Consider the following 24,004-nt stretch of genomic DNA (forward strand, 5'->3'; position numbering starts at 1 on the left):
GTCCGCCGACGGTCACCCACCCCGTCGTCCAACCGGTCATCCAGCCACCGGCCGTCACCCACCCCGTCGTCCAACCACCGGCCGTCACCCACCCGGTCGTCCAGCCGCCGGCCGTCACCCACCCCGTCCCCGCCTCCGGCGCTCCGGCGCCCGTGCACCCGCCGGGTACACCGCACGTGATCGACCTGTCCCAGTCCGCCCAACAGCCCCCGCCCGGGGGCCATGTGGCCGGCGCACACTCCCACTCGCAGGCGGCGCCGCACCGAATCGACCTCTCGGGGGCGCACCACCCGCACACCGCGAGCGCCACCACCACGTCCAGCACGGGCCACGCGGTCACCACCGCCGGCGCAGCGGCCGCCAAGGGCGGAGCAGCCCTCGCCGTCGCCTGCGTGGTCGGCGCCTCAGCCGTACTCGGCGTGGGCGCCATGGTCTACACCCAGAACCAGTCGAACCTGGCCAAGCCGGCCCAGCCCACCTACCCACCGATCCCGACCCGGCCGGTCTACACCCCCAAGCCGCCGATCCCTGCCCCCGTCGTCACACCGGACCCCGTCGATCCCGTGTGCGCAACGGTGGCACCGGAATTGGGAAAAGAGATCCAGCAGCACAACGCCGACCTGACCGCCGTTCACAGCGCCCTCGACTCGTACAACAACGCCGTAGCCGCGTACAACTCACGACGGACCTCCACCGTTCCCGACGACAGCACGGTGAAATCCCGTATCGACATCATCCTCAAAGACCTGCGCACCAGCGAGTCCACGTTGCGGGGAGCCCTATCGCAAGCGCGGGACGGATCCGTGGTATCCGACCTCAAGGGCCTTCTGACCGCTAGCCAGCAGGAGGAGAACCAGTTCCGCTCGTTTCGGAACCATCCGTCCGGTGCCACGATCGACACGAATAGCCAGGCGTCGGCATATAACTCGGCCTGGCGCAGCCTGGTAACCCACTGCGGAGGCTGACCTCCACAGGACCAACCGAGAAAGGCCAACCATGCCTACGGAATCCACCCCCGGCACCATCCACGCCGGAGACGTCTCCGGCACCTTCATCGTGGGCGACAACAACCACGTGACGAACACGAAGCATCACCCCGAACAACCGCAGCCCCAACCGCGCCAGCAGAACTCGGCCGAGGACCAGGCAGCCGTCTTCGCCGTGGAACACGGCACCATGCACGTCACCTACAACCACAACGCCGAAGCCGCGCCCGAGACGGAGGCCTGAGAAACGCGTCAGCCCCGATCGGCCAGCAATTCCAAGTCCTGGGCGTTCAGCGTCGCCGTCTTCAGCAGTTCCCTGATCAGGTTGACGCTGAGCGTCGAGCCGACCGGCTCGCCGACCTCGTCGCGCGTCAGTCCGCGCACGCCCCGTCGGCGCAGCCGTTCGCGCACGTCCTCGACCGTGTTGGCGACCGACTTGTGGGTCCAGAACTTGGTCACGTGGGGCGAGGCGTTGACCAGCCGGGCGGTCTCCTCCCAGGCCGACGGGAGCGGGAAGGCGTCCTGGCCCTCCAGGTAGCGCCGGGCGAGCGCGGTGAGCACCAGCCGCTCCTGGAGGGAGAGCAGGTAGACCGTCTCGGGGGCCGCGGTATCGGCGCCGCTCGTGGAACGGGGGTGCAGGTCGTCCCCGTCCACGACGCGGACCTCCACCAGGTGGGACCGCCGCTTGGACGAGTTGATCACCAGCGGGGTGTACCCGGGCCCGATGATCCGCTTGTGGCTGGTGAGCATCAGCACGCCGTCGGGCAGTTCGATCGGCAGATTGCCGGTGTTGACCAGCCACCAGTCGCCGTCGGTGCCGGCGCAGGTGAAGACGCCGTGCCGACGGCTGACGGTCGGGTCGTCGACACCGACCGGTACGTGCACGTCCTCGCGGTCGCGCCCGAACAGCAAGGTGTACCGGCGCGGCGGCACGGCGTACCCACCCTCCGGGCCGAGCACGAAGATCGTCCCGGGTGGCGCCGAGGGCACTCTGCCGGAAGGACTGCCCGGCGGCAGCATCTGGGGTGGGAAGTTTTCGTACGCCATCTCACATACCTCCGCCTCGGGTCGCGCCAGTGTATGAGCGCACCGGGAGGACCAGTCCTCCTGCGAGCATGCGGCGTGCCGAGCTTGCGGAACTACCAACTCCGCTTGTCCGGAGTGGACTTGCCCGATAGCCTGCCCGCCGTGAGCGAGATCAGCCGGCGAGCTGCTGCGATCGACAGCATGGTCGCCGAACCACTCGGTCCGGGCGATCCGCAGGAGATCGGCAGCTTCAGCATCATCGGCCTGCTCGGCACCGGCGGCATGGGCGAGGTCTACCTCGGGGTCTCGGACAGGGGCTACGCCGCTGTCAAGCTCGTCCGGCCGCGGCTGGTCCCCGGCGAGCGCTTCGAACGAGAGGTCGGCATCCTCTACCGTGTGCCGCTCGGAGTCGGACCGCGGGTGCTGGCGAGCGACGCCACTCCGGAACGCCCGTGGTTCGCCACCGAGTACGTCCCCGGGCTCACGGTGGACGAGGCGGTCCGGCTGCACGGCCCGCTGCCCGCCGAGGCGCTGTGGCTACTGCTGGCCGAGACGGCCGCTCAACTGCGGGCCGTACACGCGTCCCGGATCGCGCACCGCGACATCAAGCCCGCCAACGTCATGCTGGTGCACGACGGCGTGAAGCTGATCGACTTCGGCATCGCGCGCGCCGCGGACCAGGCGAGGCTCACCAGGAGCGGTGGCAGCTACGGAACGCAGGGCTTCTCGGCACCGGAACAGCAGGCCGGGGAGGAGGACGTGGCAGCGCCCGCGGACGTCTACTCGCTCGCGGCGCTCCTGCTCTACGCCGCCTCGGGTCGCACGCCCGGCGCCGTCCCCGACGTGGAGCCGCTGCGCGCCGTGGACGCCGACCTCGCCGCCCTCCTCGGGCCCTGTCTCGCCACCGACCCCGGCGCACGCCCCACCGCCGACGAGATCGTCCTGGCGACGCGCACGCACCGGCCCGCCCCTCCCCCGTCCTGGCCGCCCGAGGTCATGTCACGCATCGGCGCTCGACGTGCGTTCGCCGAAACGCCCGTCGGCAAGCTGGAGACCGTCCCGCCACCGGATACGAGCACGGACCCGAAGCCCGACGTCGGGCCCGCACCCCTCGCATCACCTCGCCGCCCGCGCAAGCACCTGTTCCTGTTGCCGATCGCCGCGGCGACCGCCCTCGGCGCGGTCGCGGTGTTCGTCCTCAGCCCGTCCACCTCCCCGCAGCACCACGACGCGCAGGAGTCCGGCGGCGTGCAGGTCGCCGTCGAGCCCTTGGCCGGGACGACGCAAGGACCCTCCGCGAGCCCGAGCGCCTCGATCTCCGCCACTGCCACCGCCACCGCCACCGCCACCGCCGAACCCTCTCCCCCGCCTTCAACCGCCCCGGCCGCCACCACGCGGGCGCCCTCCCCGAGCCTGCGGCCCTCGACCTTCGCTGCCGCCAAACCCGCTACCCAGCCCCCGACCACCCCACCTGGCACGGCCACCCCACCGAGCACGGCCACCGCCGCACCCTCAACGGCCGCCCCCAGCCCCACCTCGTCATCGATCAGCGGCATCAACGGCAGCGACGACCCGGCACAGGTCAAGGGCTCCGAGGCGGACACCGACTGGCTCGGCCCCGCCGCCGCCTGTTCCGCCTGGTTGGACGACAACGGCTCCGGCTCGCTCGCGGGCGTGCTCAACACCTCCCTGGGCCAAACCTGCGTCGCCGAGCTCGCCCGCAGCGACGGCATCACGTACACCTTCCGCGCCTCCGTGGGCGCCGCGAAGACGAGCTTCGTCCCGGACATCGGCTACACGATGTGGATCTGCGTCTGGAACGCGAACAACCGATCCGGCGAGCAGTGCTCCGCCCGCTTCGGCATGAACGGCACCACCCCGGTCCGCCGGTGAAACGAGGCTTCCGCAAGGAGCACTCCCGGGCCACCACGCCCAGCCGCCCGCAGGCCCACAGCTCCCCCGCGAGCACCACCTGACCCGAACGGGCCAGGTGGGCAGGGCCGGATGACTCGGATGCCCCAGCCGGCGGGCGGAGCAACCGGGTTGGCCCTACGGTGCGGTGCGAGGGGGTCACCTGAACGGAAGGCTGTTACAGGCATGGCTGGAAAGTTCGAGCTGTACAAGGACGAGAGCGGGATGCACCGCTTCCGGCTCAAGGCGAGCAACGGGACGGTCATCGTCACCGGGGACCCGCACGAGAGCAAGGACGAGTGCCTCAGGAGCATCGAGTCGCTCCGCAAGCTCGCGCCGTACGCGGAGCTCAAGGAGGCGGCCGGGTCGCACTGAGGCGGCGCGGTGCGGGCGCGGGTCGGCGGTGCAAATCGCCGACCCGCGTTCGCTTGTACGACAGATCCCTTTGGCCGGGTGCACGCCGGGCGCGGACAGAACTCTGGCATGCGCGTCGTCATCGTCACCGAATCCTTTCCGCCCGAGGTCAACGGAGTCGCCCACAGCGTGCTGCGGACGGCCGAGCATCTGGTCCGCCGGGGCCACCAGCCACTCGTCGTCACCCCCGCACCCGCGCGGGGCGCCACGTGCCCGCCGCACACCTTCGGCGGCTCCGAAACGGTGGAGCTGCCGGTGGTGCGCATTCCGTCGGTGCCGCTGCCCGGGTACCCGCAGGTGCGGATCGCGCTGCCGAGCCGGCAGTTGGCGGCCGCCGTCGCCGGGCACCGGCCGGACATCGTGCACCTGGCCAGCCCGTTCGTGCTCGGCGCGCGCGGGATGCAGGTCGCGGCCCGCCTCGGCGTCCCCGCCGTGGCCGTCTACCAGACCGACCTCGCCGGGTACGCGCACGCCTACCGGGCCGGGCGGGGCCTCGGGGAGGCGGCCGCCTGGCGGCGGATCCGGGCCGTGCACCGGGCCGCGGCCCGGACGCTGGCGCCGTCCACGCCCGCCGCCCAGGACCTCACCGCGCACGGGGTGCCCCGGGTGCAGCTGTGGCCGCGCGGGGTGGACTCGGTGCGGTTCCACCCCCGGCACCGGGACGAGGCGCTGCACCGGGCGCTCGCCCCGGGCGGCGAGGTGCTGGTCGGGTACGTCGGACGGCTGGCGCCCGAGAAGCGGGTCGACCTGCTGGCCGCCGCGTCGGCCCTGCCCGGGGTGCGGGTGGTGGTGATCGGGGACGGGCCGTCCGGGCCCGGGCTGCGGGCCTCGATGCCCGGCGCGGTCTTCCTCGGCCGCCGGACCGGCGAGGAACTGGCCCGCTGTTTCGCGACCCTGGACGTGTTCGTGCACACCGGCCCGCTGGAGACCTTCTGCCAGACCATCCAGGAGGCGATGGCGAGCGGCGTGCCGGTGATCGGCCCGGCCGCCGGCGGCCCGCTGGACCTGGTCGCGCACCACCGGACGGGCCTGCTGGTGCCGCCCCGGGACGGCGCCGCGGTGGCCCGGGCGGTGGCGGAACTGGCCGCCGACCCCGGGCGGCGGGCCGCGTACGGGCGCGCCGGACGGGCCAAGGTGACCGCGCGGACCTGGGAGGCGGTCGGCGACCTGCTGCTGCGGCACTACGCGGAGGTCCTCGCCGAGCGCCGGGGCACACCGGTGGCTCCCCCTGCCGCTCCCCCGGCGGTCGTCGAGCCGGTCGCCGTCGTGGAGGAGCTGCCGGCATGACGGACACCGCCGACCGCGAGCCACTGACCATCGTGCGGCTCGCGAACTTCGTCACCCCGGTCTCCGGGGGCCTGCGCACCGCGCTGCGCCACCTCGGCGCCGGCTACCTGGCCGCCGGGCACCGGCCGGTGCTGATCGTGCCCGGGGAGCGGCGCAGCGAGGAGGAGTGCGAGCAGGGCCTGGTGGTCACCCTGCCCGGGCCGGTGCTGCCGGCCAGCGGCGGCTACCGGGTGCTCACCGACCGGCGGGCGGTGGCCGCCGAACTCACCCGGCTGAAACCCGACCGGCTGGAGGTGTCCGACCGCACCACGCTGCGCTGGACCGGCAGTTGGGCCCGGCGGCACGGCGTCCGCTCGGTGATGGTGTCGCACGAGAGCGCCGTCGGGCTGCTGCGCGCCTGGGGGCTGCCCCGCCCGCTCGCCGACGCGGCCGCCGACCGGCTCAACGCGGCGACGGCCCGTACGTACGACGCGGTGCTCTGCACCACCGACTGGGCGGCGGCGGAGTTCCGGCGGATCGGCGTGCCCAACCTGGTCCGGGCCCCGCTCGGCGTGGACCTGGACGCGATGCGCCCGCTGCCGCCGGCCGCGCGGGCCCGGGAGCGGGCACGGTACTGCGGGCCGGACGACGTGCTGCTGGTGCTCTGCTCCCGGCTCTCGGCCGAGAAGCGGCCCGAACGGGCCGTCGAGGCGCTGGCCGCACTGCGGGCCCGGGGGCTGCCGGCCGTCCTGGTGGTGGCCGGGGCCGGACCACTGCGGGACCGGCTGGCGGCCCGGGCGGAGCGGCTGCGACTGCCGGTGCGCCTCCTCGGGCACCTGGGCCGGCGGGAGGAACTGGCCCGGCTGCTGGGCTGCGCGGACGTGGTGCTCGCGCCCGGGCCGGTGGAGACCTTCGGGCTCGCCGCGCTGGAGGCGCTGGCCTGCGGGACTCCGGTGGCGGTCAGCCGCTCCTCCGCGCTGCCCGGTCTGATCGGCCTGGCCGGGATGGCCGCCGCCGACACCGGGGCCGGATTCGCCTCGGCGGTACGGGAGTTGCTGGCACGCCCGGAGCAGGCGCGGCGGGCCGGCGCCCGGGCCCAGGCCGAGCGGTACGGCTGGCCGGCCGCGGTGGCCGCGTTCCTCGCGGCCCACAGCGTTCGGAACCCCGGCATGCGGAACCCCGGCGTGCGCAACCCCGGTGCGGTGGAGGAGGGTTGGGATGAGCGTGCTCGGCACCGGGCGTGACCGGTCCGCGGACGGCCGCCCGGCCACCAGCGGGCCGGTGCGGTTCGTCGCGCTCGGGGACTCGCTGACCGAAGGGGTCGGGGACCCGGTCGGCGAGGGGTGGCGCGGCTGGGCCGCCGTCCTGGCCCGGTCGCTGGCACCCGAGGGCGGCGTCGAGTTCACCAACCTGGCGTGCAGCGGCGCCCTGACCGCCGATCTGACGAATCGTCAACTCCCCGCCGCACTGGCACTGCGGCCGCGGTTCGCGGCCGTGGTGGTCGGCGGCAACGACACCCTACGGGCGGGCTTCGACATCCGGCGCACCACCCTGGAGCTGGACGCCACCCTGGGCGAACTCTCCAGCCACGGCGCCGTCCTGCTGACCGCCTGCCTGCCCGATCCGGGCACCCTGCTCCGCCTGCCCGCGCCGCTGGCCCGACCGCTGGCGCGGCGGATGCAGGCCGTCAACACCGTCGTGCACGCCCTCGCCGCCCGGCACCGGGCGGTGCACCTGCACATCGCCGAGCTGCCCTGGTGCGCGCAGCGCCGGCTGCTCAGCGTCGACCGGCTGCACCCCAGCGCCGAGGGCCACCACCTGATCGCCCGCCGGTTCCACGAACTGCTCGCCGCCGCCGGCCACCCCCTCGGCCCGCCGCCCGTCGACACCCCCGCCGAGGCTCCACCCGGCCGGGCCGCCGACCTGTGGTGGATGGCCACCCAGGGCACCCGCTGGGTCGCCGCCCGCAGCACCGACCTGCTGCCCGGGCTGCTCGCCCTGGCGGCGGCCGAAGGCCTCGCCCGGCTGCGCGGGTCCAGCGGGCGGCACGACGAGCAGATGGCCCGCGCGGCGGCCCAGGCCCTCGCGTCACTGGGGTGAGGCGGCGCGGGCTCGGCTAGGGCGTGTCTGACAATTCCCGCCGGGCGCGCGACGCTCCCCCAGCCTGGCGGCCGGGAGGTGCCCCCAGGCATCCCGCCTGGACGCACCGGCGAAACGTCCAAGTACGGCCCAGTACGAGGACGCTTCGCCGGCACGCCCAGCCGGGCGCCCACCGCCGCGCGCTGATCCGACGCGAATTGTCAGACACGCCCTAGGACGGCTCGTGGGGGGAACCATGAAAGGGGTCCGCCGAGTCGTCGGGGGAACACGGCCTTCGAACCGGGCCTGACGGAGGGAGCAGCGGTGGACGCGTCATCCGGGAGCGGGCGGGAGTTGCTGGCGGCGGCGGGGGTGCTGTTCCCGGACGAGCGGGGGCGGGTGCTGGTGGTGCGGTTGCCGTACGACCGGAAGCATCCGGTGGCGATCCCGGGCGGCGGGTGGGAGCCGCAGGACCGCTCGCCCCGGGAGACCGCGCTGCGCGAGGTGGTGGAGGAACTCGGGTTCACGCCCCGGCTGGGGCCGCTGGCCTGCGTCGACTGGACGCTCGACCACTTCCGGCCGCCGATCGCCGCGTACCTGTACTGGGCGCAGCCGCTCACCGCCGAACAGGCCGCGGCGATCCGGCCGGACGCGGCGGAGGTCGGCGGCTGGGCCTGGCTGACCCCAGAACAGGCGGGCCACGCGCTGCCGCCCCTGCTGTCCCGCCGGGTCACGGCCTGCCTGCGGGCGCCGCGGTCGGCCGGTCCGCTGGAGCTGGAGGACAGCAGGCCCGTGGGGCACACCCTCGACCACCTGCCGGCGGACGAACCGCCGCCCGCGTACACCGGGCTGGCCGACGCGCCCGCCCTGGGCTCCGCCCCCGGCGGGCCCGGGTACGAGCCGCCGATGGACCGGGCCACCTACATCGCCACCCGCCCGCGGATCCGGGCCAAGGCGCGGGCCCTGTTCACCGACGACGCCGGGCGGGTCCTGCTGGTCCGGCTGCGGCCGTGGGACGGGCCGCGCGGCCGGGTGCCGTACTGGACGCTGCCGGGCGGCGGGATCGAGGCGGACCGGGAACTGCCCAGGGCGGCCGTCCGACGCGAGATCCGCGAGGAACTCGGCTGGGAGGTCGAACCGGGGCGGCTGCTGGCGCTGGACTGGCAGCCCGGGGCGGCCGCCGACCCGGAGGCCGACCCGGCGACCGGGCGGGACACCGCCGTGCTGGTGTCCGTGTTCGACGGGGGCACGGTGACGGAACGGATGCTCGGTTCGATCGCGCTGCCGGAGGAGGAGCTGGTGGAGTGGCGGCTCTGCGGCCCCGCCGAGGCACGGGCGCTGCTGACCGGCCCGTCCTGGGCCCGGACGGCCGCCGCGCTGGCCGCGCGGGAGCGGGCGGGCGGGCCGGCCGAGCTGGTGCGCGGACGCGCCGCCGGGTAGCGGCGGGCGGGCGGGTCGAGCGGGTTCAGGAGGGTTCAGGAGGGTTCAGGAGGGTTCAGGAGGGCGCGGCAGGGGGACCGGCCGGTCGGGCGGGGCTGTTGGGCAGGGCGGACAAGGCCGGGTCGGGTGGGTCACACTGGGGCCATGCAGAACGGGATCACGCAGCACGGGATCACGGAGGCACTGGCCGGCCGCCGGGTGGCGTCGGTCAGCGGCGGCGACCGACTGGACCTCACCCTCGACGGACCGGTGACCGTCCGGGTGGCGCACGAGTTCCGCCTCGCCGCGCCCTCCTTCACCGCCCCGGCGGAGGTCGAGCACTACTTTCCGGCGCTGACCGTCCGTCCGACCGGCACCCTGCTCGCGCTCGTCGGCCGGACCGTCGACACCGCCGAGATCACCCTCGCCGGCGGCCTGGAGCTGGCCTTCGCGGAGGGCGGCGCGCTGTCCGTCCCGCCGCACGCGCAGCTCGCGCCGTGGAGTGTGGAGACCGCCGAGGGGGCGGTGTGTGCGGGGCTGCCGGGCGGCGAGGTCCGGTGGACGGCGCCCGGCGCGGCCTGAGCCGGCGCCGGGCCGACGCGTCGTCCGGTCGGACTCTCCGGCCTGTCCGAGCTTTTCGAGCTGTCCGCCTGTCCGACCTGTCAGACCTCCAGGTCGGCCTCGATCCTGGTGAGCTGGTGGCGGGCCATCGCCAGGTTGGCCCGCGCCTTGTCCAGCGCCAGGTAGAGGAAGAGGCCCTTGCCGGTGCGGCCGGCGAGCGGCCGGATCAGGTGGTACTGGCTGCTGAGGGTGATCAGGATGTCCTCGATCCCGTCCTGTAGGCCGAGCATGTCCATGGTGCGCATCTTGGCGCGGACCACGTCGGTGTTCCCCGCCGCGGCCACGTTGAGGTCCAGCCCGCCGGGGCCGTCGAGGGTGGCGAGCGCCATTCCGCTGTTGTAGTCCACGAGTGCCGCGCCGATGGCGCCCTCGATGCTGGTCATGGCCTGCTTGAGCGCGCCGGCTGCGTCGGTCATCTGGGTAACTCCCTTTCGGTGGTGGGGTGCTGAGGTGATAGGTGCGATCGGCCGGGGGCCTGGCTGGTCAGGCCGGTCAGGCCGGGTCGCGGGGGTCCTTCGGCAGGAGGCTGTCGCTGAGCAGCCCGGCAATCCGCTGGGCCGAGCGGCGGGCCTCCAGGTGCAGCCGGCCGACGTTGACGTCCGGGTGCGCCAGCAGGGCCAGCACGCAGCTGCCCCCGGCCGCGTAGGTGGCGACGTAGCCGTGCTCGCCGCGCACCAGCGACTCGCGGAACTCGCCCTGGCCGGTGGTGTCGGCGAGCCGTTGGGCCAGCGACAGCGAGGCCGCCGTCATCGCGGCCAGGCCGGAGGGTTCCGCCCCGTGGGTGTCGTGCGCGACCAACAGGCCGTCCACGCTGGCCACCAGGCCACCCGCGAGGTGCGGGACGCGCTGCTTGACGGCGCGGAGCTCGGCGAGCAGTTCGGTCTCCAAGGCGATCAGTTGTCTCCTTCCGACACGCTGCTTGAGCACCCGCCTCATGGCCGGGACGGCGGGGTCGCGGGTGGAGAGTGGTTCAAAGTCGGGCCTCCAGAAGGGTTCGGACCCGGGTCAGCAGCGCGATGTCCGGGTCGGGGACGGCCAGCGGCGGGTGGGCCGCTGCCGTGGTGGGCGGGCGATCGGAGCGGGCGGGGGCCACGGGACCGGACGGCGTGGCGCCGGTGAGGGTGGCGCCGGGGACCCGGCGGTGCAGGCCTCCTCCCGGCGGGCGAGCGGGGGCCGGCGCCTCGGCTTCCGCGACGGGCGCCGCGGGCCCCGGCGCCCCAGGTGCCACGGGCGTCACCGGTGCCACAGGTGTCGCGGGTGTCGCGGCGCTCGGTGCCACCGCCGACGCGGCCGCCGGTGCGGCGTGCCGCGGGGCGTCGAGCAGCCCGGCGGCGGCCAGGCGGCGGACGTCCGCCGTGACGCCGAAGCCGGACCGGCCGAGCAGGCGCGCCAGGTCCGCCGGGGTTCTTCGGCCGTCGGCGTGGTCCAGCAGTTCGCGCCGGCGGCGGCCGGGCGGGCGGTGCGACGGCCGTGGGACCGGCACCACCGGGCGGACCGGCGCGGTGTCGAGCTGCGGCCAGGGCCAGATGCGTTCCAGCAGCCGGCCCCGGCGCTCGACCTCGCGGCGCAGCCGGCCGGGGTCGACCGTGGCCACCGGGCCCAGCCAGTGCCGGGCGTCGGACTCGAACCGCCAGACGCCGCCGGTCCGGTCGGCGAGGACGAAGAACGCGGCGTCGAAGAGCGTGCCCAGGTGGCCGAGTTCGAGCTCGCCCCGGGTGAGCAGCCGCCGTTCGACCAGTGCCTCACCGACCCGGGCGCGCGGGCCGTCGAGCCGGAGCAGCTCCGCCCACTGCCCGGGGGTGATCCGGCCGCAGCCGGTGAGGAGTTCGGCCAGGCCGGGCGCGCGCGGGGAGTCGGCGTGCGCCACCTGGCCGTCGACGAGGTGCAGGCTGCCGAGCGGGCCGCACAGGGCGCCGGTGGCGCGGCGGGCGGCGAGCAGGCCGAGGGCCTCGCCGGGGGTCTGCGGCGTGGCGGGCGGGCGGACGGCGGCGGGCGCGGCGTTCATCGGGGCCACCGCCCGGTGGAGCGCGGGCGGCGGGGGCGGCCCGTCCGGCGTGCTGGCCGAAACCCGATGGCCGCGATGGGCGTCCCGCTCACCCCAGCACCAGTTCCTCGGCGAGCGCCTGGAGGCGGTAGCGGGCGGCGGCGAGGTTGCCCTGGGCACGGTCGAGCCAGAGGTGGAGGACGAGGCGGCTGTCGAAGACGGTGTCGATGAAGCAGATGAGGTGGTAGCTGCGGCCGGCGGTGACGATGACGTCCTGTAACGGCGACCGCCGGTCCTCCGCCCCGGTGAAGGTCTGGCTCTCAACGGCCGCCCGTACCAAGTCGGTTGTCTCGGCGGCCGCGGTCTCGTGGTCACCGGTCGGGCACTCGCCGAGGCTGCCGAGTGCGAGTCCACTGCTCCAGTCGACCAGGCTCGCGGAGCGTGCCCCGGAGATCGACATCGCTCCGGCGAGGCATTCGTCGATACCCGGCACACCGGCTCCTTCGAGGGGGTCTGGGCAGCCGGGCGCAGCACGGCACGGCCGGGCCGCCACCAGCAGTGGCGGGCTCGACACGGAAGGCTACTGCCGGATTCCATATGACGAACATTCCAATGGCATATTCACATCAGTAGCGTCCACTTCCGGCCAAGGTGTGACAAGGCGTCAGCCACCGCTGCCGGGCGAACCCGCTGGCCCGGGGACGGTCGCGGACCGCAGCCCACCGCCACCCGCCGACCACCTGGCAGGGGAGCTTGGCCGAGAACCGGCCGCACGCCGACTGCCGCCGGAGCCCCGGGCATGACGAAGGGGCCCGTTCCGCTGGACGGAACGAGCCCCTTCGGGTGGAGCGCCAGGCCCGGGTCGCACGGACTCTTCCTACTGAAAGTAGGACGTGCTCTGGTAGCACCGCTGACGCCTGCTCGGGAGTTTGTTTCCCTCCCGACGAGAAGAACATTAGCAGGTCATCACGCCTGCTCAGAAACCGGATGGAGGAACGGGACCGGACCCGGCGGAACTGCGGCGACCCACCCCCGGCGCGAAGGGCGGTCAGGGCAGCAGCGCCCGGTAACCCGCGATCAGGGCGGTGAGGCCCAGCTCGAAGGCCCGGTCGGCGCGTTCGCGGCCGGCGGGGACGGCATCGAGGGCGTCGGCCAGGCGCGGGGTGGCGTCACGGTCGACGGCGTCGACCATGACGTCCGGGGCGACCAGGTCGAGGGCGGAGCCGAGGATGAAGCTCTCCAGGGCGGTGATCACGCCCATCACGTCCCGGGCGGCGAAGCCCGCACCCTCCAGGGTGGCGACGGCACGCTCGTACAGCTCGTGCATGAACGGTTCGGCGAGCGGGGCGGTGGCGAGCAGGCGGACGATGCCGGGGTGTTCGGCGAAGGCGTCCCGGTAGGCCTGCGCCCAGGTGCGCAGCGCCGCGTCCCAGCGCTGGTCCCACATCGACTGCTCGCCGATGGTGCGGACGAGTTCGGCGCGCATCAGGGCGACGATCTCGGCCCGGCCGGCGACGTGGTGGTAGAGCGCGGAGGGGCTGACCTTGAGGGCGCCGGCGAGGCCGGGGATGGTGAGGTCGCCCGACTCGTCGACCAGCCGCAGCGCGGTGTCGACGATGCGCTGCCGGTCCAGCAGGGGTGTGCGCGGCCTGGCCATGCCGGTTCCTCGTCTTTCGGGGAGTTTTTCGGGGAGCCCTTCAGGGAGCCTTCCGGAGAACCCTCAAGATCATCGTTACCCAAGCGTTACTGAATGGCTTTCAATAAAACTCTTCCGCACCCGCCGGTGCCGCGCCTACGGTAACCGAACCCCATTCGGTTTAGGCAGGTCGCCCTCGTCGCCTGCCGCGACCCGGAGAGGACGCTCCCCCATGCGTGCCGACACGATCTTCACCGGCGGCCGGATCCACACCGGAGACCCCGCCCACCCCGCCACCCACGCCCTCGCCGTCACCGCCGGGCGGATCACCGCCCTCGGCGACGCGGCGCTCGCCCTGCGCGACGACCGCACCGAGACCGTCGACCTGGCGGGCGGCGCCCTGCTGCCCTCCTTCGGGGACGGCCACCTCCACCCGCTGATCGGCGCCATCGGGCTGCGCGGCGTGCCGGTGCGCGACTGCACCAGCCTGGAGGAGGTCGTCGAGGCCGTCCGCACCTGGGCCGCCCGGCACCCCGAGGCCGAGTGGATCACCGGGGACGCCGTCGACCCGTGGCTCGCCGAGGGCGGCCTGTTCGACGCCCGGCTGCTCGACGCCGCCGTCCCCGACCGGCCCGTCCTGCTGCGCACCATGGACCACCACACCGGCTGGGCCAACAGCGAGGCGCTGCGCCGCGCCGGGTACGGGCCGGACACGCCCGACCCCGTGGGCGGCGAGATCGTCCGCCGCCCGGACGGCGCCCCGCTCGGCACCCTGCGCGAGTTCGGCGCCCTCAATCCCGTCCTCGCGCTCGTCCCGCCGCTCCCGCTCGCCGAGCAGGTCGCCGCCCTGCGCGAGACCACCGCCGCGCTCGCCGCCGCCGGGCTCACCTGGCTCCAGGACGCCTGGATCGAGCCCGCGCAGGTCGACACCTGGCTCGCCGCCGTCGCCGAGCACGACCTGCCCGTCCGGGCCGGGCTCGCGCTGCTGCTCGAACCGGACGGCTGGCGCGCACGGCTCCCCGCCCTGGCCGCCGACCGGGAGCGGGTCGAGGCCGGCGGGCGCGGCCGGCTCACCGCCCGGGCGGTCAAGTTCTTCGCCGACGGCGTCGTCGAGTCCGGGACGGCCGCCCTGCTGGCGCCCTACAGCGACTGCCCGCACTCCCACGGCGTCGCCAACTGGACCGGCGCCGAACTGGCCGACGCCGTCACCGCCGTCGACGCGCTCGGCTTCCAGCCGCACATCCACGCCATCGGCGACCACGGAGTCCGGATCGCCCTGGACGCCGTCGAGGCCGCCACCCGCCGCAACGGCCTGCGCGCCCGCCGCCCGGTGATCGCCCACGTCCAGCTCGTCGACCCGGCCGACCTGCCCCGCTTCGCCGAACTCGGCGTGATCGCCAACTTCGAACCGCTGTGGGCCCAGACCGACCCGCTGATGACCGAACTCACCCTCCCCCGGCTCGGCCCCGAGCGCGGCGCCCGGCAGTACCAGATCGCCGCCCTGCTGCGCGGTGGCGCCCGGGTCTCCTTCGGCAGCGACTGGCCGGTCACCCGTTACGAGCCGCTGGCCGGTCTCGCCACCGCCGTCACCCGGCAGACCCCGGACGGCCTGCCGGCCGGCGGCTGGCTGCCCCAGGAGCGGATCGGCCTCACCGAGGCACTCGCGGCGTACTCGGCGGGCGTCGCGCACCAGGCCTTCGAGGAGACGGAGTGGGGCGTGCTGCGCCCCGGGATGCGGGCCGACCTGGTGCACCTGGCGGCCGATCCCTACGCAGTGCCGGCCGCCGAGCTGGCCGCCGTCCCGGTGGCCGGGACCTGGCTCGGCGGCCGACGCACGCACTGACCCCCCGGGATCCCCCCCCCCGTACCCGCCCGCCGGAACGCCCCCCACGGCGTCCGCTCCCCCCGTCGACCGCCCGCACCCGATCGGCGGCCGACCGCTCTACCCTCGTCCGTACGACCCCAGGAGAGCTCCCCCATGACTCTGCCCTCCGACGCGGCCTCCCCGACCGCACCCGGCTCCCCCCGCACCGGCCCCGACACCGGCCGCGCCGGACCCAGCGCCGGGCCCGGCACCACCGGGCCCGGCACCGCAGCCGCCGGCTCCACCGGCCCCGCCCGCCTGGAAGGCGGCGTGCTCGGCACCGGCGACATCGTCTTCTTCGTCGTGGCCGCCGCCGCACCGCTGACCGTGATGGCCGGCGTGGCGCCGTTCGCGATCGCCTTCGGCGGCATCGGCACGCCCGTCGCCTACCTGGCCACCGGCGTCATCCTGGCGCTCTTCGCGGTCGGCTTCACCACCATGACCGCGCACATCCGCAACGCCGGCGCGTTCTACGCCTACGTCACCCGCGGCCTCGGCCGCCCCGCCGGGCTCGGCGCCGCGCTGCTCGCGGTGCTCTCGTACAACGCCATCCAGATCGGCATGTACGGCGCCTTCGGCTTCTTCGCCCACACCACCGCCGCCGACCTGCTCGGCCTGGACCTGCCCTGGCCGGTCTGGGCGCTGCTCGGCGTCGCGGTGGTCTGGCTCCTCGGCTACCGCTCGATAGACCTCGGCGCCAAGGTGCTCGGCGCGCTGCTGATCGCCGAGACCGGCATCCTGCTCGTACTCGCCGTGGCGGTGCTGGTGCGCGGCGGCGCGCACGGGCTCGACCTGTCCTCGTTCGCCCCGCACAACGTGTTCTCCGGGGGCATGGGCGGGGTGCTCGGGCTCTCCTTCGCCGCGTTCATCGGCTTCGAGGCCACCGCCATCTACCGCGAGGAGGCCCGCGAACCACGGCGGACGGTACCGCGCGCCACCTACGCGGCGATCGCCTTCCTCGGCCTCTTCTACACCTTCATCACCTGGATGATCGTGCAGGCCTTCGGCGCCACCGAGGCCGTCGCGACCGCCACCGCCGACCCGGCCGGGATGTTCTTCACCGCGATGACCGACTACGTCGGCGCGTGGGCCACCGACCTCCAGCGGGTGCTGATCGTGACCAGCCTGCTCGCCGCGCTGCTCGCCTTCCACAACACCATCACCCGCTACGGCTACGCCCTCGCCACCGAGCAGGCCGCCCCGGCCGCACTCGGCCGGGTCCACCCGCGCCACGGCTCCCCGTGGATCGGCGGCATCGCGCAGTCGGTGCTGGCGGCGGTGGCCGTCGTGGTGGCGGCGCTGATCGGGGCCGACCCGTACAACCAGTTCTTCCTCTGGGTGAACTCCCCCGGCGTGGTCGGCATCCTGGTGCTGCAGGCGCTCGCCGGGCTGTCCGTGTACGCCTTCTTCCGCCGCAATCGCGAGGCGGCCGCGAGCGCCGGGGTGTTCCGGACGGTCGTGGCGCCGGTCGCCGCCACCGTGCTGCTGTGCGGGGCGACGGCGCTGGTGGTGTGGCGGCTCGACCTGTTCACCAATGCCGGGCCGGAGGTCAACTGGCCGCTGGTGGCGATCGTGCCGGTCGTGTTCCTGACGGGCGTCGCCATCGCGCTGCGGCTGCGGGCGCGGCGGCCCGAGGTGTACGCCCGGCTCGGGACGTCGGAGGTCGACGCGGGCTGAGCGGGCGGCGCCGCCGCAGGGCCGGCCCACCTCCTCAGGCCTGGCCCGACCGCCGCACACCCGGTCGGCGCACACCCGACCGCCGCACACCCGGCCGGCGGCCTCAGGCCTGGCCGACCGCCTCGGCGAGCAGCCGGTAGGAGTCGAGGAGGGCGGCGCGGTCGTAGGTGCTGGTGGTGACCAGGAACTCGTCCGCGCCGCTGCGCGCCACCAGGGCGGCGAGTTCGGCGGCGGCCCGCTCCGGGGTGCCCGCGATGTGGCCCTTCAGCGACTGCTCGTAGGCGGCCTGCTCGCGCGGACTCATCGGCCGGGCCAGGATCTCGGCGGCGGGCGCCAGCGGCGGGAACTCGCCGTGGGTGCGGGAGTACGCGCCGGACCACGCCTCCGGGACGAGCAGCTCCCGGGCCCGGTCGGCGCTCTCGGCGACCGCGACCGTGCCCGAGACCACCACGTACGGCTCGGCGGCCTGCGCCGAGGGGCGGAACAGGCTGCGGTAGCGGTCGATCGCCGCGAGCATCCGCTCCTCTCCCCGGGCGGCGGCGATGACCAGCGGCAGCCCGGCGTCGGCGGCCAGGTCGGCGCCCGCGCCGGTGGCCAGGACGAAGGCGGGCACCCGCAGGCCCTCGGCCGGGCGGGCGTGGACGCCGGGGTGGGCCCGCTGCGAGCCGTCGAAGTAGCCGAGCAGTTCGACCAGCTGGGCGCCGAAGTCGTCCGCGGAGTCCTTCTCCCGGCCCAGCGCCCGCCGCACGCCGTCGGTGAACCCGACCGAGCGGCCGAGCCCCATGTCGATCCGGCCGGGGAAGAGCGAGGCGAGCACCCCGAACTGCTCGGCCACCACCATGGGCTGGTGGTTGGGCAGCATCACCCCGCCCGTGCCGACCCGGATCCGGGTGGTGGCCGCCGCCACCGCCGCGGCGAGCACCGTCGGCGCCGATCCCGCGACCCCGGGCACGCCGTGGTGCTCGGAGACCCAGAAGCGGTGGTACCCGAGCCGCTCGGCCTCGCGGGCGAAGGCCACCGTGTCCCGCAGCGCCTGCGCCGGCTCCTCGCCCCGTCTGGTCCGGGAGCGGTCGAGGACGGAGAGCCTGGTGATGGGCGCAGCGCTGGTCACGCGGTGGACAACGCCCGCCGCCGAGCCGAGCATTCCCCCACCACCACGCCCCGGATACGGAGGGGCCCCGGTCAGTCCGTGACGGCGAAGCCCTGTGCCGCGCCCAGCCGGTGCAGCGAGTCCTGCCCGGGGATCCCGTCGGCGGCGGCGTCGGTGTACCCGCACCGGCGCTGCCACCCGGCGTAGGCGGTGACCGTCAGGCTGCCGAACGAGCCGTCCACCCAGCGCTGTTCGAGCAGCCCCTCGTCCGCGAGGGCCTGCTCGACGATCGCCACCTCGGCGCCGTACGTCCGGTGCCCCTGTTCGGCGCCGGGGTCGGTGCGGGCGGCCGCCACGATGTGCGCGAGCGACACCGTCCGGGGACCGGGCAGGTAGCCGAGCAGCCGCCGCAGCGAGCTCTCCCCCGGCACGCCGTCCGCCGCCTGGCCGGAGTAGCCCAGGCTCTGCTGGTAGTCCGCGTAGTTCTCGGTGTCCGCGTCGCTCCAGTTCGGCCCGGGGCCGGAGCGGTAGTGGGCGCCGAAGCCCTGGGCGACGAGCCCCCGGCCGACCACGGTGACCTGGTAGCCCTGGGCGCCGTAGCCGTACGGGAGGCCGTTGATGGTGGTCTGGTACCGGGCCGGGGTCGGGTCCGCCGGGGGCACCGGGGGGTGCTGCGAGGGCGAGGGGATCGGGGTGCCGGGGCCGGCCGTGAAGTCGGGCCAGGAGCCGGGGTCGGTGTGGTCGTTGAACGGGACGTGGGCGTGTGCGTACCAGCCGCCGCTGGCCTCCCACACCTGCTCGTCGCGGTGGCTGGTGAAGTCGGCCGGGCGGCCCATCGGCCAGACGTCGGGCACGCCCCAGGAGGCGATCCAGGCGTGGATCCGGTCCCAGCCCGCGCACGGGGTGTCGACCAGCCGCGCGTACACGGTGCCCTGGTAGTTGCAGTAGGGGAAGAACACCGCCTCGATCTGGATCACCACGCGCCCGGCCCGGTTGGTGCGGGTCGGGCTCGTCGTCGGGCTGAGCAGGCTCTTCGAGCGGGAGTCGGCCGGGAACAGCTGGGCGATCCGGCCGCTGAACGGGTCCCAGATGAGGTGTGGCGCGTCGCCGGCGCCGCTGCCGGTGAAGTAGCTCACCAGGTCCTCGTAGGTGCACCAGTCCTGCGGCGCGGCGGCGGTCGCGTTGCGGTCCCAGGTGATGTGGGCGATGGCCCTCGGGGGGTACTGCTGGTCGGTCGGCGCGTGGTCGCCGAGGTCGTGGATCTCGGCACCGGGCAGCCACAGGTCGGACATGCGGTCTCCTCCAGGCGGCGAACGGACGTCGTTGCGGGTATCGGCAGGTTCGCCCTCCGGATTGACCCCAACGGCGCAATACACGGCAATGAACCACCCATGCTCGCGCGCCCGTTCGGATCTGTAACGGGAATTCGTCCTCGCGTACGGACCCGGAGGCCCGCACCGCGTGCCACCGGACCCGCGCTCCGCCCTGCCCGGAAGGAAGCCCGAGAGGCTCCGGAAAGCCGTCGGGCGGGGGCGCATTCCACCCCGCCGCAGCCGCTCTGTCAATCGTTGACTTCGGAACTGGTCTAGTCCACGGTGGTGCGCGAAAAGCACTCATACCGTCATCACCGCCACGATTCTGACGAACCGACGGAGATTCCACCGTTATGCAACGAGTCTGCCTCGCCCTGCCCACCATGCGATCCTGCCCCGACACCATCGTGGAACTCGCCGAGGAAGCGGCCTACGCCGTCGCGAACTTCGACGTCGAGGTGCACCTCCTCATCCTCGACACCACCGACGCCGTCCAGTTCGCGAAGAACGCGGGCGCCGTGGCCGCCCTGGAGCCCACCCCCGGCGTGGTCGTCCACCACCTCGGCAACGCGCAGCAGCGGGAGTTCCTGCGCCGGGTCGCCGAGCGCTCCGGCGCCGCCGACCCCGGACTGCTGCTCGACATGATGCTCCCGCCGGCCGTCGCGTACGGCTCCTGCGTCAACCGGCTCTTCCTGGGCGCGGCCGCCCTGGGCTGCACCTCGGCGCACCTGCGCAACGACGACGCCGACTTCCAGGTCGTCGACGGTCGGAAGATCTTCCCGATCCACCACGAGCTGCTCTCGATCGGCCGACCGGCCGGCGAGGCGGCGGCCAGCGTGACCCGCTCCGAGCTCGACCCGGCCGACGCCGATAAGCCGGTGATGCTGGTCAGCGGCTCCTTCATCGGCGAACTCAACGTGGACATCAGCGAGATCCACGAGTTGGACCCGGACATCTACCGCGACGTGGTGCGCCTGTGGACCCCGCCGGTGTGGCCGGAGGAGGACCGGGACGCGATGGTGGACGTCTCCTTCAAGGGCGCCGGCTCCGAGCCGTTCACCACCGACGAATCCGTCCTCGGCGTGCCCGACATCTGGGACGTCTACATGTGCAACATCGCCCTGGACCACCGGGCCTACGAGGTGCTGCCGCTGCTGCCCTCGGTCAAGACCATCGGCAGCGACTACGCCCTGCTGCACGCCATGGTCCACTCCCGGCTGCCCGGCGTCGTCCACAACCGCCACATCGTCAACTACTACACGCCCGAACGCCGCATCGGCGCCGGCTTCATCTCCTACCAGATGCGGTTCGTCAAGTTCCTGCTCTCGATGCTGTACCTGTACCCGGTCTACGGCGGGATGATCGACCTCGGCCGCGAGCTACTGGACGAGCGGCACGGGCTGAAGATCGAGCCGATCCTCGACCTGGTGCGGGGCAGCGTCGACTGGGACCGGGCCGGGAACGAGCACTGCCTGGACGTCCTGGACCGCTCCTACCGCAAGCTGGGCGGCAAGTACACCGAGCTCGCCGACGCGGTGGCCGAGCAGCGCCAGCAGCTCCTGGACGAGGCGCAGGAGGACGCCGAGCGCTGGGCGGTGCTGATGGGAGCCTGGGCGGCGCTGGTGGCCGCCTCCCGCGCGGAAGGGCTCGGCACCGCCTCGGAGGTCGCGGCCGGGTGAGCGAGGACCTCCGGATCCGGCTCCTGGCCGACGGCGACTGGGACGCCGTGGTCGCACTGGAGCACGACGCCTACGCGGCCGACGGCCTGTCGGAGGGCCGGGAGGCGCTGCAGTCCCGCGCCCTCGCCTCGCCGCGGACCTGCTTCGTGCTGGAGCAGGACGGCACCGTCCGCGGCTACCTGCTGAGCCTGCCGTACCCGCCGCTGCGCTGCCCGAGCCTCGACCGGCCGGAGGAGGCGGTGTTCGCGTCGGACAACCTGCACGTGCACGACCTGGTGATCGCCGAGGACCTGCGCGGCCGGGAGGTCGCGCTGGGGTTCATCCGGCACTTCCGGGAGCAGGCGTCCGAGCAGGGCTTCGAGCGGATCTCCATGGTCGCGGTCCGCGGCACCGACATCCTGCTGCGGCTGCTCGGCTACCGCGCCCACCGCGAGGTGACGGTGCCGGCCTGCTACGGCAAGCGCGCCGTCTACATGTCGATGCCGGTGGCGGCCGGCTGACCTTCACTCGTCCACTCGTCCGCTCGTCCACTCGTCCGGAGTAGTCCGGGCTGCGGCACTCACCCCGTCGAGTGATGCTGCTGACGGCTGCGCCCAGCCGCCAGCAGCATCACCACCGACCGAGGGAGAGCGCATGAAGGCCGCCGTCGTCCACGACTTCACCGCGCCGCTGGTCATCGAGGACCGCCCAGTCCCCGAGCCTGCGGCGCACCAGGTCCGGGTCAGGATCGAGGCGTCCGGCCTCTGCCACACCGACATCCACGCCGCCCACGGCGACTGGCCGGTCAAGCCGAACCCGCCGTTCGTGCCCGGCCACGAGGGCGTGGGGATCGTCGAGGCGGTCGGCGAGGAGGTGCGCAACGTCCGGGTCGGCGAACGGGTCGCCATCCCCTGGCTGGCCGACGCCTGCGGGCGCTGCGACCAGTGCGTCTCCGGCTGGGAGACGCTCTGCCTCCAGCAGCACAACAGCGGCTACTCGGTGGACGGCGCCTACGCCGAGTACGCGCTGGCGCACGGCGACTACGTGGTGCCCGTCCCCGACGGCCTCGACCCGCTCGACGCCGCGCCGCTGTCCTGCGCGGGCGTCACCACCTACAAGGCGCTCAAGGTCTCCGGCGCCCGCCCGGGCACCCGGGTCCTGGTCTCCGGCATCGGCGGGCTCGGCCACCTGGCGCTCCAGTACGCGCGGATCTTCGGCGCCGAGACCATCGCGGTCGACGTCACCGACGACAAGCTCGCCCTGGCCCGCGAACTCGGCGCCGACCACGTCCTCGACGCCCGCACCCAGGACGTCGCGGCCGAGGTCCAGGCGCTCGGCGGCGCCCACGCGGCCATCGCCCTCGCCGTCAGCAACGCCTCCTTCCAGGCCGCTTACGGGGCCCTGCGGCGCGGCGGCACGCTCGTGCTGGTGGCACTCCCGGCCGGCGGGAAGCTCGAACTGCCGGTGTTCGAGACCGTGTTGAACGGCACCAGGGTGATCGGCTCGATCGTCGGCACCCGCCAGGACCTCGCCGAGGTCTTCCGCCTGCACGCCCTCGGCCGCACCCGCGTCATTCTTGAGCCCCGCCGCCTGGAGGAGGTGAACGCCTGCTTCGACGAGGTGCTGGGCGGCAAGGTCTCCGCCCGTCTGGTCTTCGACCTGCGCTGAGCGGCCTGCGCTGAGCACGGCCCCGGCCGAGCAGGTGCGCCTGGCATCCGTCCGCCCCCCCCCTTGTCAGGACACAACTCGCGGCCGATCCGCCCCCTCGGCCGGCCCGTTCGGGTACCAGTGGCCCCCGGGTCACGCCCGCCCCGCGTCCGTCCGGGCCCGGTTGCAGTTCCGTCTCCGTTCCGTCCGGTGGGGGGCACGGCGCCGTCCGGTCCGGGATCGTGGGGGCAACGACTCGTGGGGCGGGGGGAGTTGCCATGGGGGACGGCCAGGACTTGGTGCCCGTGGTGGTGGGCGTGCTGATACGGGCGGCCGAGGGGGTGGCAGGCGGCCCGGGGCGGGCGGTCGCGGATCTGGTGCGGGCGCGGCTGCGGGCCACGCCGGAGGGCGCCCGGGCCGTGGACGCGGTCGACGCGAGCCCGGGGGATGCCCGGGCGCGGGCCGGGCTGACCGCCGCCGTCGGCGAACTGCTCACCTCGGACCCGGCGTTCGCCCGGTACCTGGCCACCACCGAACTCGGCCGGCCCGCCGACCCGCCGACCGTCCACCTCCGGGTCGATCCGGCCGTCGCCGGGGCCCAGGCCCGGGCCGCCCGGATCGGCGCCGCCCCCGTCCTCGTCACGCTGGCGCTGATCGTGGTCGCCGCCCTGGTCGCCGTCGGGATCAACCTGGGCTCGCGCCCGCTGCTGCGGCCGGGCGGGCCCGACCTGGCCCACGCCGGGCGGACGCTGCGCGACCCCGCCCAGGTGCAGGGTGTACTGCCCGATCTGCGGGCCATGCCGGGCGGCTGGCAGGTGGAGAGCGGCCCGCAGTCGGGAGCGGGCCCGGGCGAGGACGTGCCCTGTCTGCTCCCGGACGCCTGCGACCAGCAACTCGCGTACGCCACCGTGACGTTCCGTGCCGTGACCACGCACAGCGCACAGTTCACCGTGGTCACCTTCGCCTCCGCCGACGCCGCCGGCCGGGCCTTCGAGGCGATGCTCGCCCACGTCGGCGGCGCCGACGCGGCCGCCGCCGTCCCCCTCCCCTCGATCGGCGACCAGCGGGCCGCCCGGACGCACGGCGCGGAAGGGGCGGAGGCCCTGGTGCGGGTCGGCACCACGCTGCTGTACGTCCGCGATTCGGGCCCGGGCGCCGACGCCGCCATGCCGGTACTGGTTCTGTTCGCCCGCCTGCTGGCCGAACGCGCCCAGCAGGCCGAGGACGGCCGCGAGCCCGACGCCGCCGCCCAGGGGGCCACCGCCTGACCCGGCCGCACCCCCGCCTGCCGCAGCCCCTACCCAACCCGCCGCACCCCGACCGCACCGGTCGCCGGGTGCGGCTGCCGTTGCGCCGGGACACCGGTGGGGCCACCGGTGAGGCCGCGCGACGCCCGCTCCCCCGAATGCATGT

At 74.5% G+C, this 24,004-nt stretch carries 22 protein-coding genes and 1 pseudogene; 15 read left to right on the top strand and 8 right to left on the bottom strand.

Annotation, left to right across the window (positions count from 1 at the left end; all coding sequences use genetic code 11):
- Both ACFVHI_RS23815 and ACFVHI_RS23820 read left to right on the top strand, forming a co-directional pair.
- Positions 1–965 (top strand): annotated as a pseudogene (locus ACFVHI_RS23815) (hypothetical protein); the annotation flags it as partial.
- A 31-nt stretch (positions 966–996) separates the two neighbouring features.
- Complete coding sequence (locus ACFVHI_RS23820) at positions 997–1,230, top strand: hypothetical protein (RefSeq protein ID WP_363370948.1); 234 nt, start codon at positions 997–999, stop codon at positions 1,228–1,230.
- An 8-nt stretch (positions 1,231–1,238) separates the two neighbouring features.
- Here the strand turns inward: ACFVHI_RS23820 and ACFVHI_RS23825 are convergent, their stop codons facing one another.
- The gene (locus ACFVHI_RS23825; RefSeq protein WP_380342449.1) at positions 1,239–2,033 is read right to left on the bottom strand and encodes an FHA domain-containing protein; all 795 of its coding nucleotides are present in this window, start codon (positions 2,031–2,033) and stop codon (positions 1,239–1,241) included.
- A gap of 141 nt (positions 2,034–2,174) precedes the next feature.
- Between ACFVHI_RS23825 and ACFVHI_RS23830 the strand changes: the two genes are divergently transcribed.
- The 7 genes from ACFVHI_RS23830 (at position 2,175) to ACFVHI_RS23860 (ending at position 9,683) form a co-directional block, all read left to right on the top strand.
- Positions 2,175–3,905 carry a protein kinase gene (locus tag ACFVHI_RS23830; protein ID WP_380342452.1) on the top strand — a complete coding sequence of 577 codons (1,731 nt, stop codon included), beginning with the start codon at positions 2,175–2,177 and terminating at the stop codon, positions 3,903–3,905.
- 204 nt (positions 3,906–4,109) lie between these two features.
- A complete protein-coding gene (locus tag ACFVHI_RS23835; RefSeq protein ID WP_063350276.1) occupies positions 4,110–4,298 on the top strand; it encodes a DUF1508 domain-containing protein in 189 nt (62 codons plus the stop codon).
- Positions 4,299–4,406: 108 nt separating this feature from the next.
- Positions 4,407–5,624, top strand: a complete 1,218-nt coding sequence (locus ACFVHI_RS23840; protein WP_380342456.1) for a glycosyltransferase family 4 protein — start codon at positions 4,407–4,409, stop codon at positions 5,622–5,624.
- Positions 5,621–6,847 (top strand): glycosyltransferase, encoded by a 1,227-nt coding sequence (locus ACFVHI_RS23845; protein WP_063350275.1) that lies wholly within the window; start codon positions 5,621–5,623, stop codon positions 6,845–6,847. The genes ACFVHI_RS23840 and ACFVHI_RS23845 overlap by 4 nt, the downstream gene beginning before the upstream one ends.
- Positions 6,822–7,703 (top strand): SGNH/GDSL hydrolase family protein, encoded by an 882-nt coding sequence (locus ACFVHI_RS23850; protein WP_380342460.1) that lies wholly within the window; start codon positions 6,822–6,824, stop codon positions 7,701–7,703. The genes ACFVHI_RS23845 and ACFVHI_RS23850 overlap by 26 nt, the downstream gene beginning before the upstream one ends.
- 303 nt (positions 7,704–8,006) lie before the next feature.
- On the top strand, positions 8,007–9,122 hold the full coding sequence (locus ACFVHI_RS23855) for an NUDIX domain-containing protein (protein ID WP_380342463.1): 1,116 nt from the start codon (positions 8,007–8,009) through the stop codon (positions 9,120–9,122).
- Between the two features lie 144 nt (positions 9,123–9,266).
- Positions 9,267–9,683 (top strand): DUF6188 family protein, encoded by a 417-nt coding sequence (locus tag ACFVHI_RS23860; RefSeq protein WP_063350273.1) that lies wholly within the window; start codon positions 9,267–9,269, stop codon positions 9,681–9,683.
- Between the two features lie 80 nt (positions 9,684–9,763).
- Here ACFVHI_RS23860 and ACFVHI_RS23865 read toward each other — a convergent pair whose 3' ends face one another.
- The 5 genes from ACFVHI_RS23865 to ACFVHI_RS23885 all read right to left on the bottom strand — a co-directional run bounded on the left by ACFVHI_RS23865 (position 9,764) and on the right by ACFVHI_RS23885 (position 13,363).
- Positions 9,764–10,138, bottom strand: a complete 375-nt coding sequence (locus ACFVHI_RS23865) for a hypothetical protein (protein WP_063350272.1) — start codon at positions 10,136–10,138, stop codon at positions 9,764–9,766.
- A gap of 76 nt (positions 10,139–10,214) precedes the next feature.
- The gene (locus tag ACFVHI_RS23870; RefSeq protein ID WP_350879110.1) at positions 10,215–10,610 is read right to left on the bottom strand and encodes a roadblock/LC7 domain-containing protein; all 396 of its coding nucleotides are present in this window, start codon (positions 10,608–10,610) and stop codon (positions 10,215–10,217) included.
- An 82-nt stretch (positions 10,611–10,692) separates the two neighbouring features.
- Entirely contained in the window at positions 10,693–11,727 is a 1,035-nt protein-coding gene (locus ACFVHI_RS23875; RefSeq protein WP_380342467.1) for a hypothetical protein, read from the bottom strand.
- 88 nt (positions 11,728–11,815) lie between these two features.
- Positions 11,816–12,199, bottom strand: a complete 384-nt coding sequence (locus ACFVHI_RS23880; RefSeq protein WP_063350270.1) for a hypothetical protein — start codon at positions 12,197–12,199, stop codon at positions 11,816–11,818.
- A gap of 555 nt (positions 12,200–12,754) precedes the next feature.
- Positions 12,755–13,363 (bottom strand): TetR/AcrR family transcriptional regulator C-terminal domain-containing protein, encoded by a 609-nt coding sequence (locus ACFVHI_RS23885; RefSeq protein ID WP_380342470.1) that lies wholly within the window; start codon positions 13,361–13,363, stop codon positions 12,755–12,757.
- 211 nt (positions 13,364–13,574) lie between these two features.
- On the opposite strand from ACFVHI_RS23885, the gene ACFVHI_RS23890 reads away from it, so the two are divergent.
- Both ACFVHI_RS23890 and ACFVHI_RS23895 read left to right on the top strand, forming a co-directional pair.
- Positions 13,575–15,185: an amidohydrolase gene (locus ACFVHI_RS23890; RefSeq protein WP_380342472.1), complete on the top strand. Its 1,611-nt coding sequence runs from the start codon at positions 13,575–13,577 to the stop codon at positions 15,183–15,185.
- A 135-nt stretch (positions 15,186–15,320) separates the two neighbouring features.
- Positions 15,321–16,883, top strand: coding sequence for an APC family permease (locus ACFVHI_RS23895; protein WP_363370979.1), 1,563 nt, complete (start codon positions 15,321–15,323; stop codon positions 16,881–16,883).
- 103 nt (positions 16,884–16,986) lie between these two features.
- On the opposite strand, the gene ACFVHI_RS23900 is transcribed toward ACFVHI_RS23895, so the two are convergent.
- Together ACFVHI_RS23900 and ACFVHI_RS23905 are read right to left on the bottom strand one after the other, a co-directional pair.
- Positions 16,987–17,994: an MsnO8 family LLM class oxidoreductase gene (locus tag ACFVHI_RS23900; protein WP_380342476.1), complete on the bottom strand. Its 1,008-nt coding sequence runs from the start codon at positions 17,992–17,994 to the stop codon at positions 16,987–16,989.
- Between the two features lie 71 nt (positions 17,995–18,065).
- Positions 18,066–19,265, bottom strand: coding sequence for a peptidoglycan-binding protein (locus tag ACFVHI_RS23905; RefSeq protein ID WP_380342479.1), 1,200 nt, complete (start codon positions 19,263–19,265; stop codon positions 18,066–18,068).
- Positions 19,266–19,639: 374 nt separating this feature from the next.
- Between ACFVHI_RS23905 and ACFVHI_RS23910 the strand changes: the two genes are divergently transcribed.
- The 4 genes from ACFVHI_RS23910 (at position 19,640) to ACFVHI_RS23925 (ending at position 23,859) form a co-directional block, all read left to right on the top strand.
- Positions 19,640–20,965, top strand: coding sequence for a DUF6271 family protein (locus ACFVHI_RS23910; protein ID WP_380342482.1), 1,326 nt, complete (start codon positions 19,640–19,642; stop codon positions 20,963–20,965).
- Positions 20,962–21,465, top strand: a complete 504-nt coding sequence (locus tag ACFVHI_RS23915; RefSeq protein ID WP_363370988.1) for a GNAT family N-acetyltransferase — start codon at positions 20,962–20,964, stop codon at positions 21,463–21,465. Before ACFVHI_RS23910 ends, ACFVHI_RS23915 begins: the two co-directional genes overlap by 4 nt.
- 133 nt (positions 21,466–21,598) lie before the next feature.
- The gene (gene adhP, locus ACFVHI_RS23920) at positions 21,599–22,612 is read left to right on the top strand and encodes an alcohol dehydrogenase AdhP (RefSeq protein WP_380342485.1); all 1,014 of its coding nucleotides are present in this window, start codon (positions 21,599–21,601) and stop codon (positions 22,610–22,612) included.
- A gap of 257 nt (positions 22,613–22,869) precedes the next feature.
- Positions 22,870–23,859 (top strand): hypothetical protein, encoded by a 990-nt coding sequence (locus ACFVHI_RS23925; RefSeq protein WP_380342488.1) that lies wholly within the window; start codon positions 22,870–22,872, stop codon positions 23,857–23,859.
- The last annotated feature ends 145 nt before the right edge of the window (positions 23,860–24,004 follow it).

Source organism: Kitasatospora sp. NPDC127121 (assembly GCF_042677305.1).
Classification (GTDB): Bacteria; Actinomycetota; Actinomycetes; order Streptomycetales; family Streptomycetaceae; genus Kitasatospora.

What these genes read in the sequence shown, in the direction of transcription:
- ACFVHI_RS23865 (WP_063350272.1), bottom strand. Translation starts at nt 10,138, where the DNA reads ATGACCGACGCAGCCGGCGCGCTCAAGCAGGCCATGACCAGCATCGAG.
- ACFVHI_RS23820 (WP_363370948.1), top strand. Translation starts at nt 997, where the DNA reads ATGCCTACGGAATCCACCCCCGGCACCATCCACGCCGGAGACGTCTCC.
- ACFVHI_RS23840 (WP_380342456.1), top strand. Translation starts at nt 4,407, where the DNA reads ATGCGCGTCGTCATCGTCACCGAATCCTTTCCGCCCGAGGTCAACGGA.
- ACFVHI_RS23835 (WP_063350276.1), top strand. Translation starts at nt 4,110, where the DNA reads ATGGCTGGAAAGTTCGAGCTGTACAAGGACGAGAGCGGGATGCACCGC.
- ACFVHI_RS23850 (WP_380342460.1), top strand. Translation starts at nt 6,822, where the DNA reads ATGAGCGTGCTCGGCACCGGGCGTGACCGGTCCGCGGACGGCCGCCCG.
- ACFVHI_RS23890 (WP_380342472.1), top strand. Translation starts at nt 13,575, where the DNA reads ATGCGTGCCGACACGATCTTCACCGGCGGCCGGATCCACACCGGAGAC.
- ACFVHI_RS23910 (WP_380342482.1), top strand. Translation starts at nt 19,640, where the DNA reads ATGCAACGAGTCTGCCTCGCCCTGCCCACCATGCGATCCTGCCCCGAC.
- ACFVHI_RS23925 (WP_380342488.1), top strand. Translation starts at nt 22,870, where the DNA reads ATGGGGGACGGCCAGGACTTGGTGCCCGTGGTGGTGGGCGTGCTGATA.
- ACFVHI_RS23845 (WP_063350275.1), top strand. Translation starts at nt 5,621, where the DNA reads ATGACGGACACCGCCGACCGCGAGCCACTGACCATCGTGCGGCTCGCG.
- ACFVHI_RS23875 (WP_380342467.1), bottom strand. Translation starts at nt 11,727, where the DNA reads ATGAACGCCGCGCCCGCCGCCGTCCGCCCGCCCGCCACGCCGCAGACC.
- adhP (WP_380342485.1), top strand. Translation starts at nt 21,599, where the DNA reads ATGAAGGCCGCCGTCGTCCACGACTTCACCGCGCCGCTGGTCATCGAG.
- ACFVHI_RS23905 (WP_380342479.1), bottom strand. Translation starts at nt 19,265, where the DNA reads ATGTCCGACCTGTGGCTGCCCGGTGCCGAGATCCACGACCTCGGCGAC.
- ACFVHI_RS23895 (WP_363370979.1), top strand. Translation starts at nt 15,321, where the DNA reads ATGACTCTGCCCTCCGACGCGGCCTCCCCGACCGCACCCGGCTCCCCC.
- ACFVHI_RS23860 (WP_063350273.1), top strand. Translation starts at nt 9,267, where the DNA reads ATGCAGAACGGGATCACGCAGCACGGGATCACGGAGGCACTGGCCGGC.
- ACFVHI_RS23825 (WP_380342449.1), bottom strand. Translation starts at nt 2,033, where the DNA reads ATGGCGTACGAAAACTTCCCACCCCAGATGCTGCCGCCGGGCAGTCCT.
- ACFVHI_RS23885 (WP_380342470.1), bottom strand. Translation starts at nt 13,363, where the DNA reads ATGGCCAGGCCGCGCACACCCCTGCTGGACCGGCAGCGCATCGTCGAC.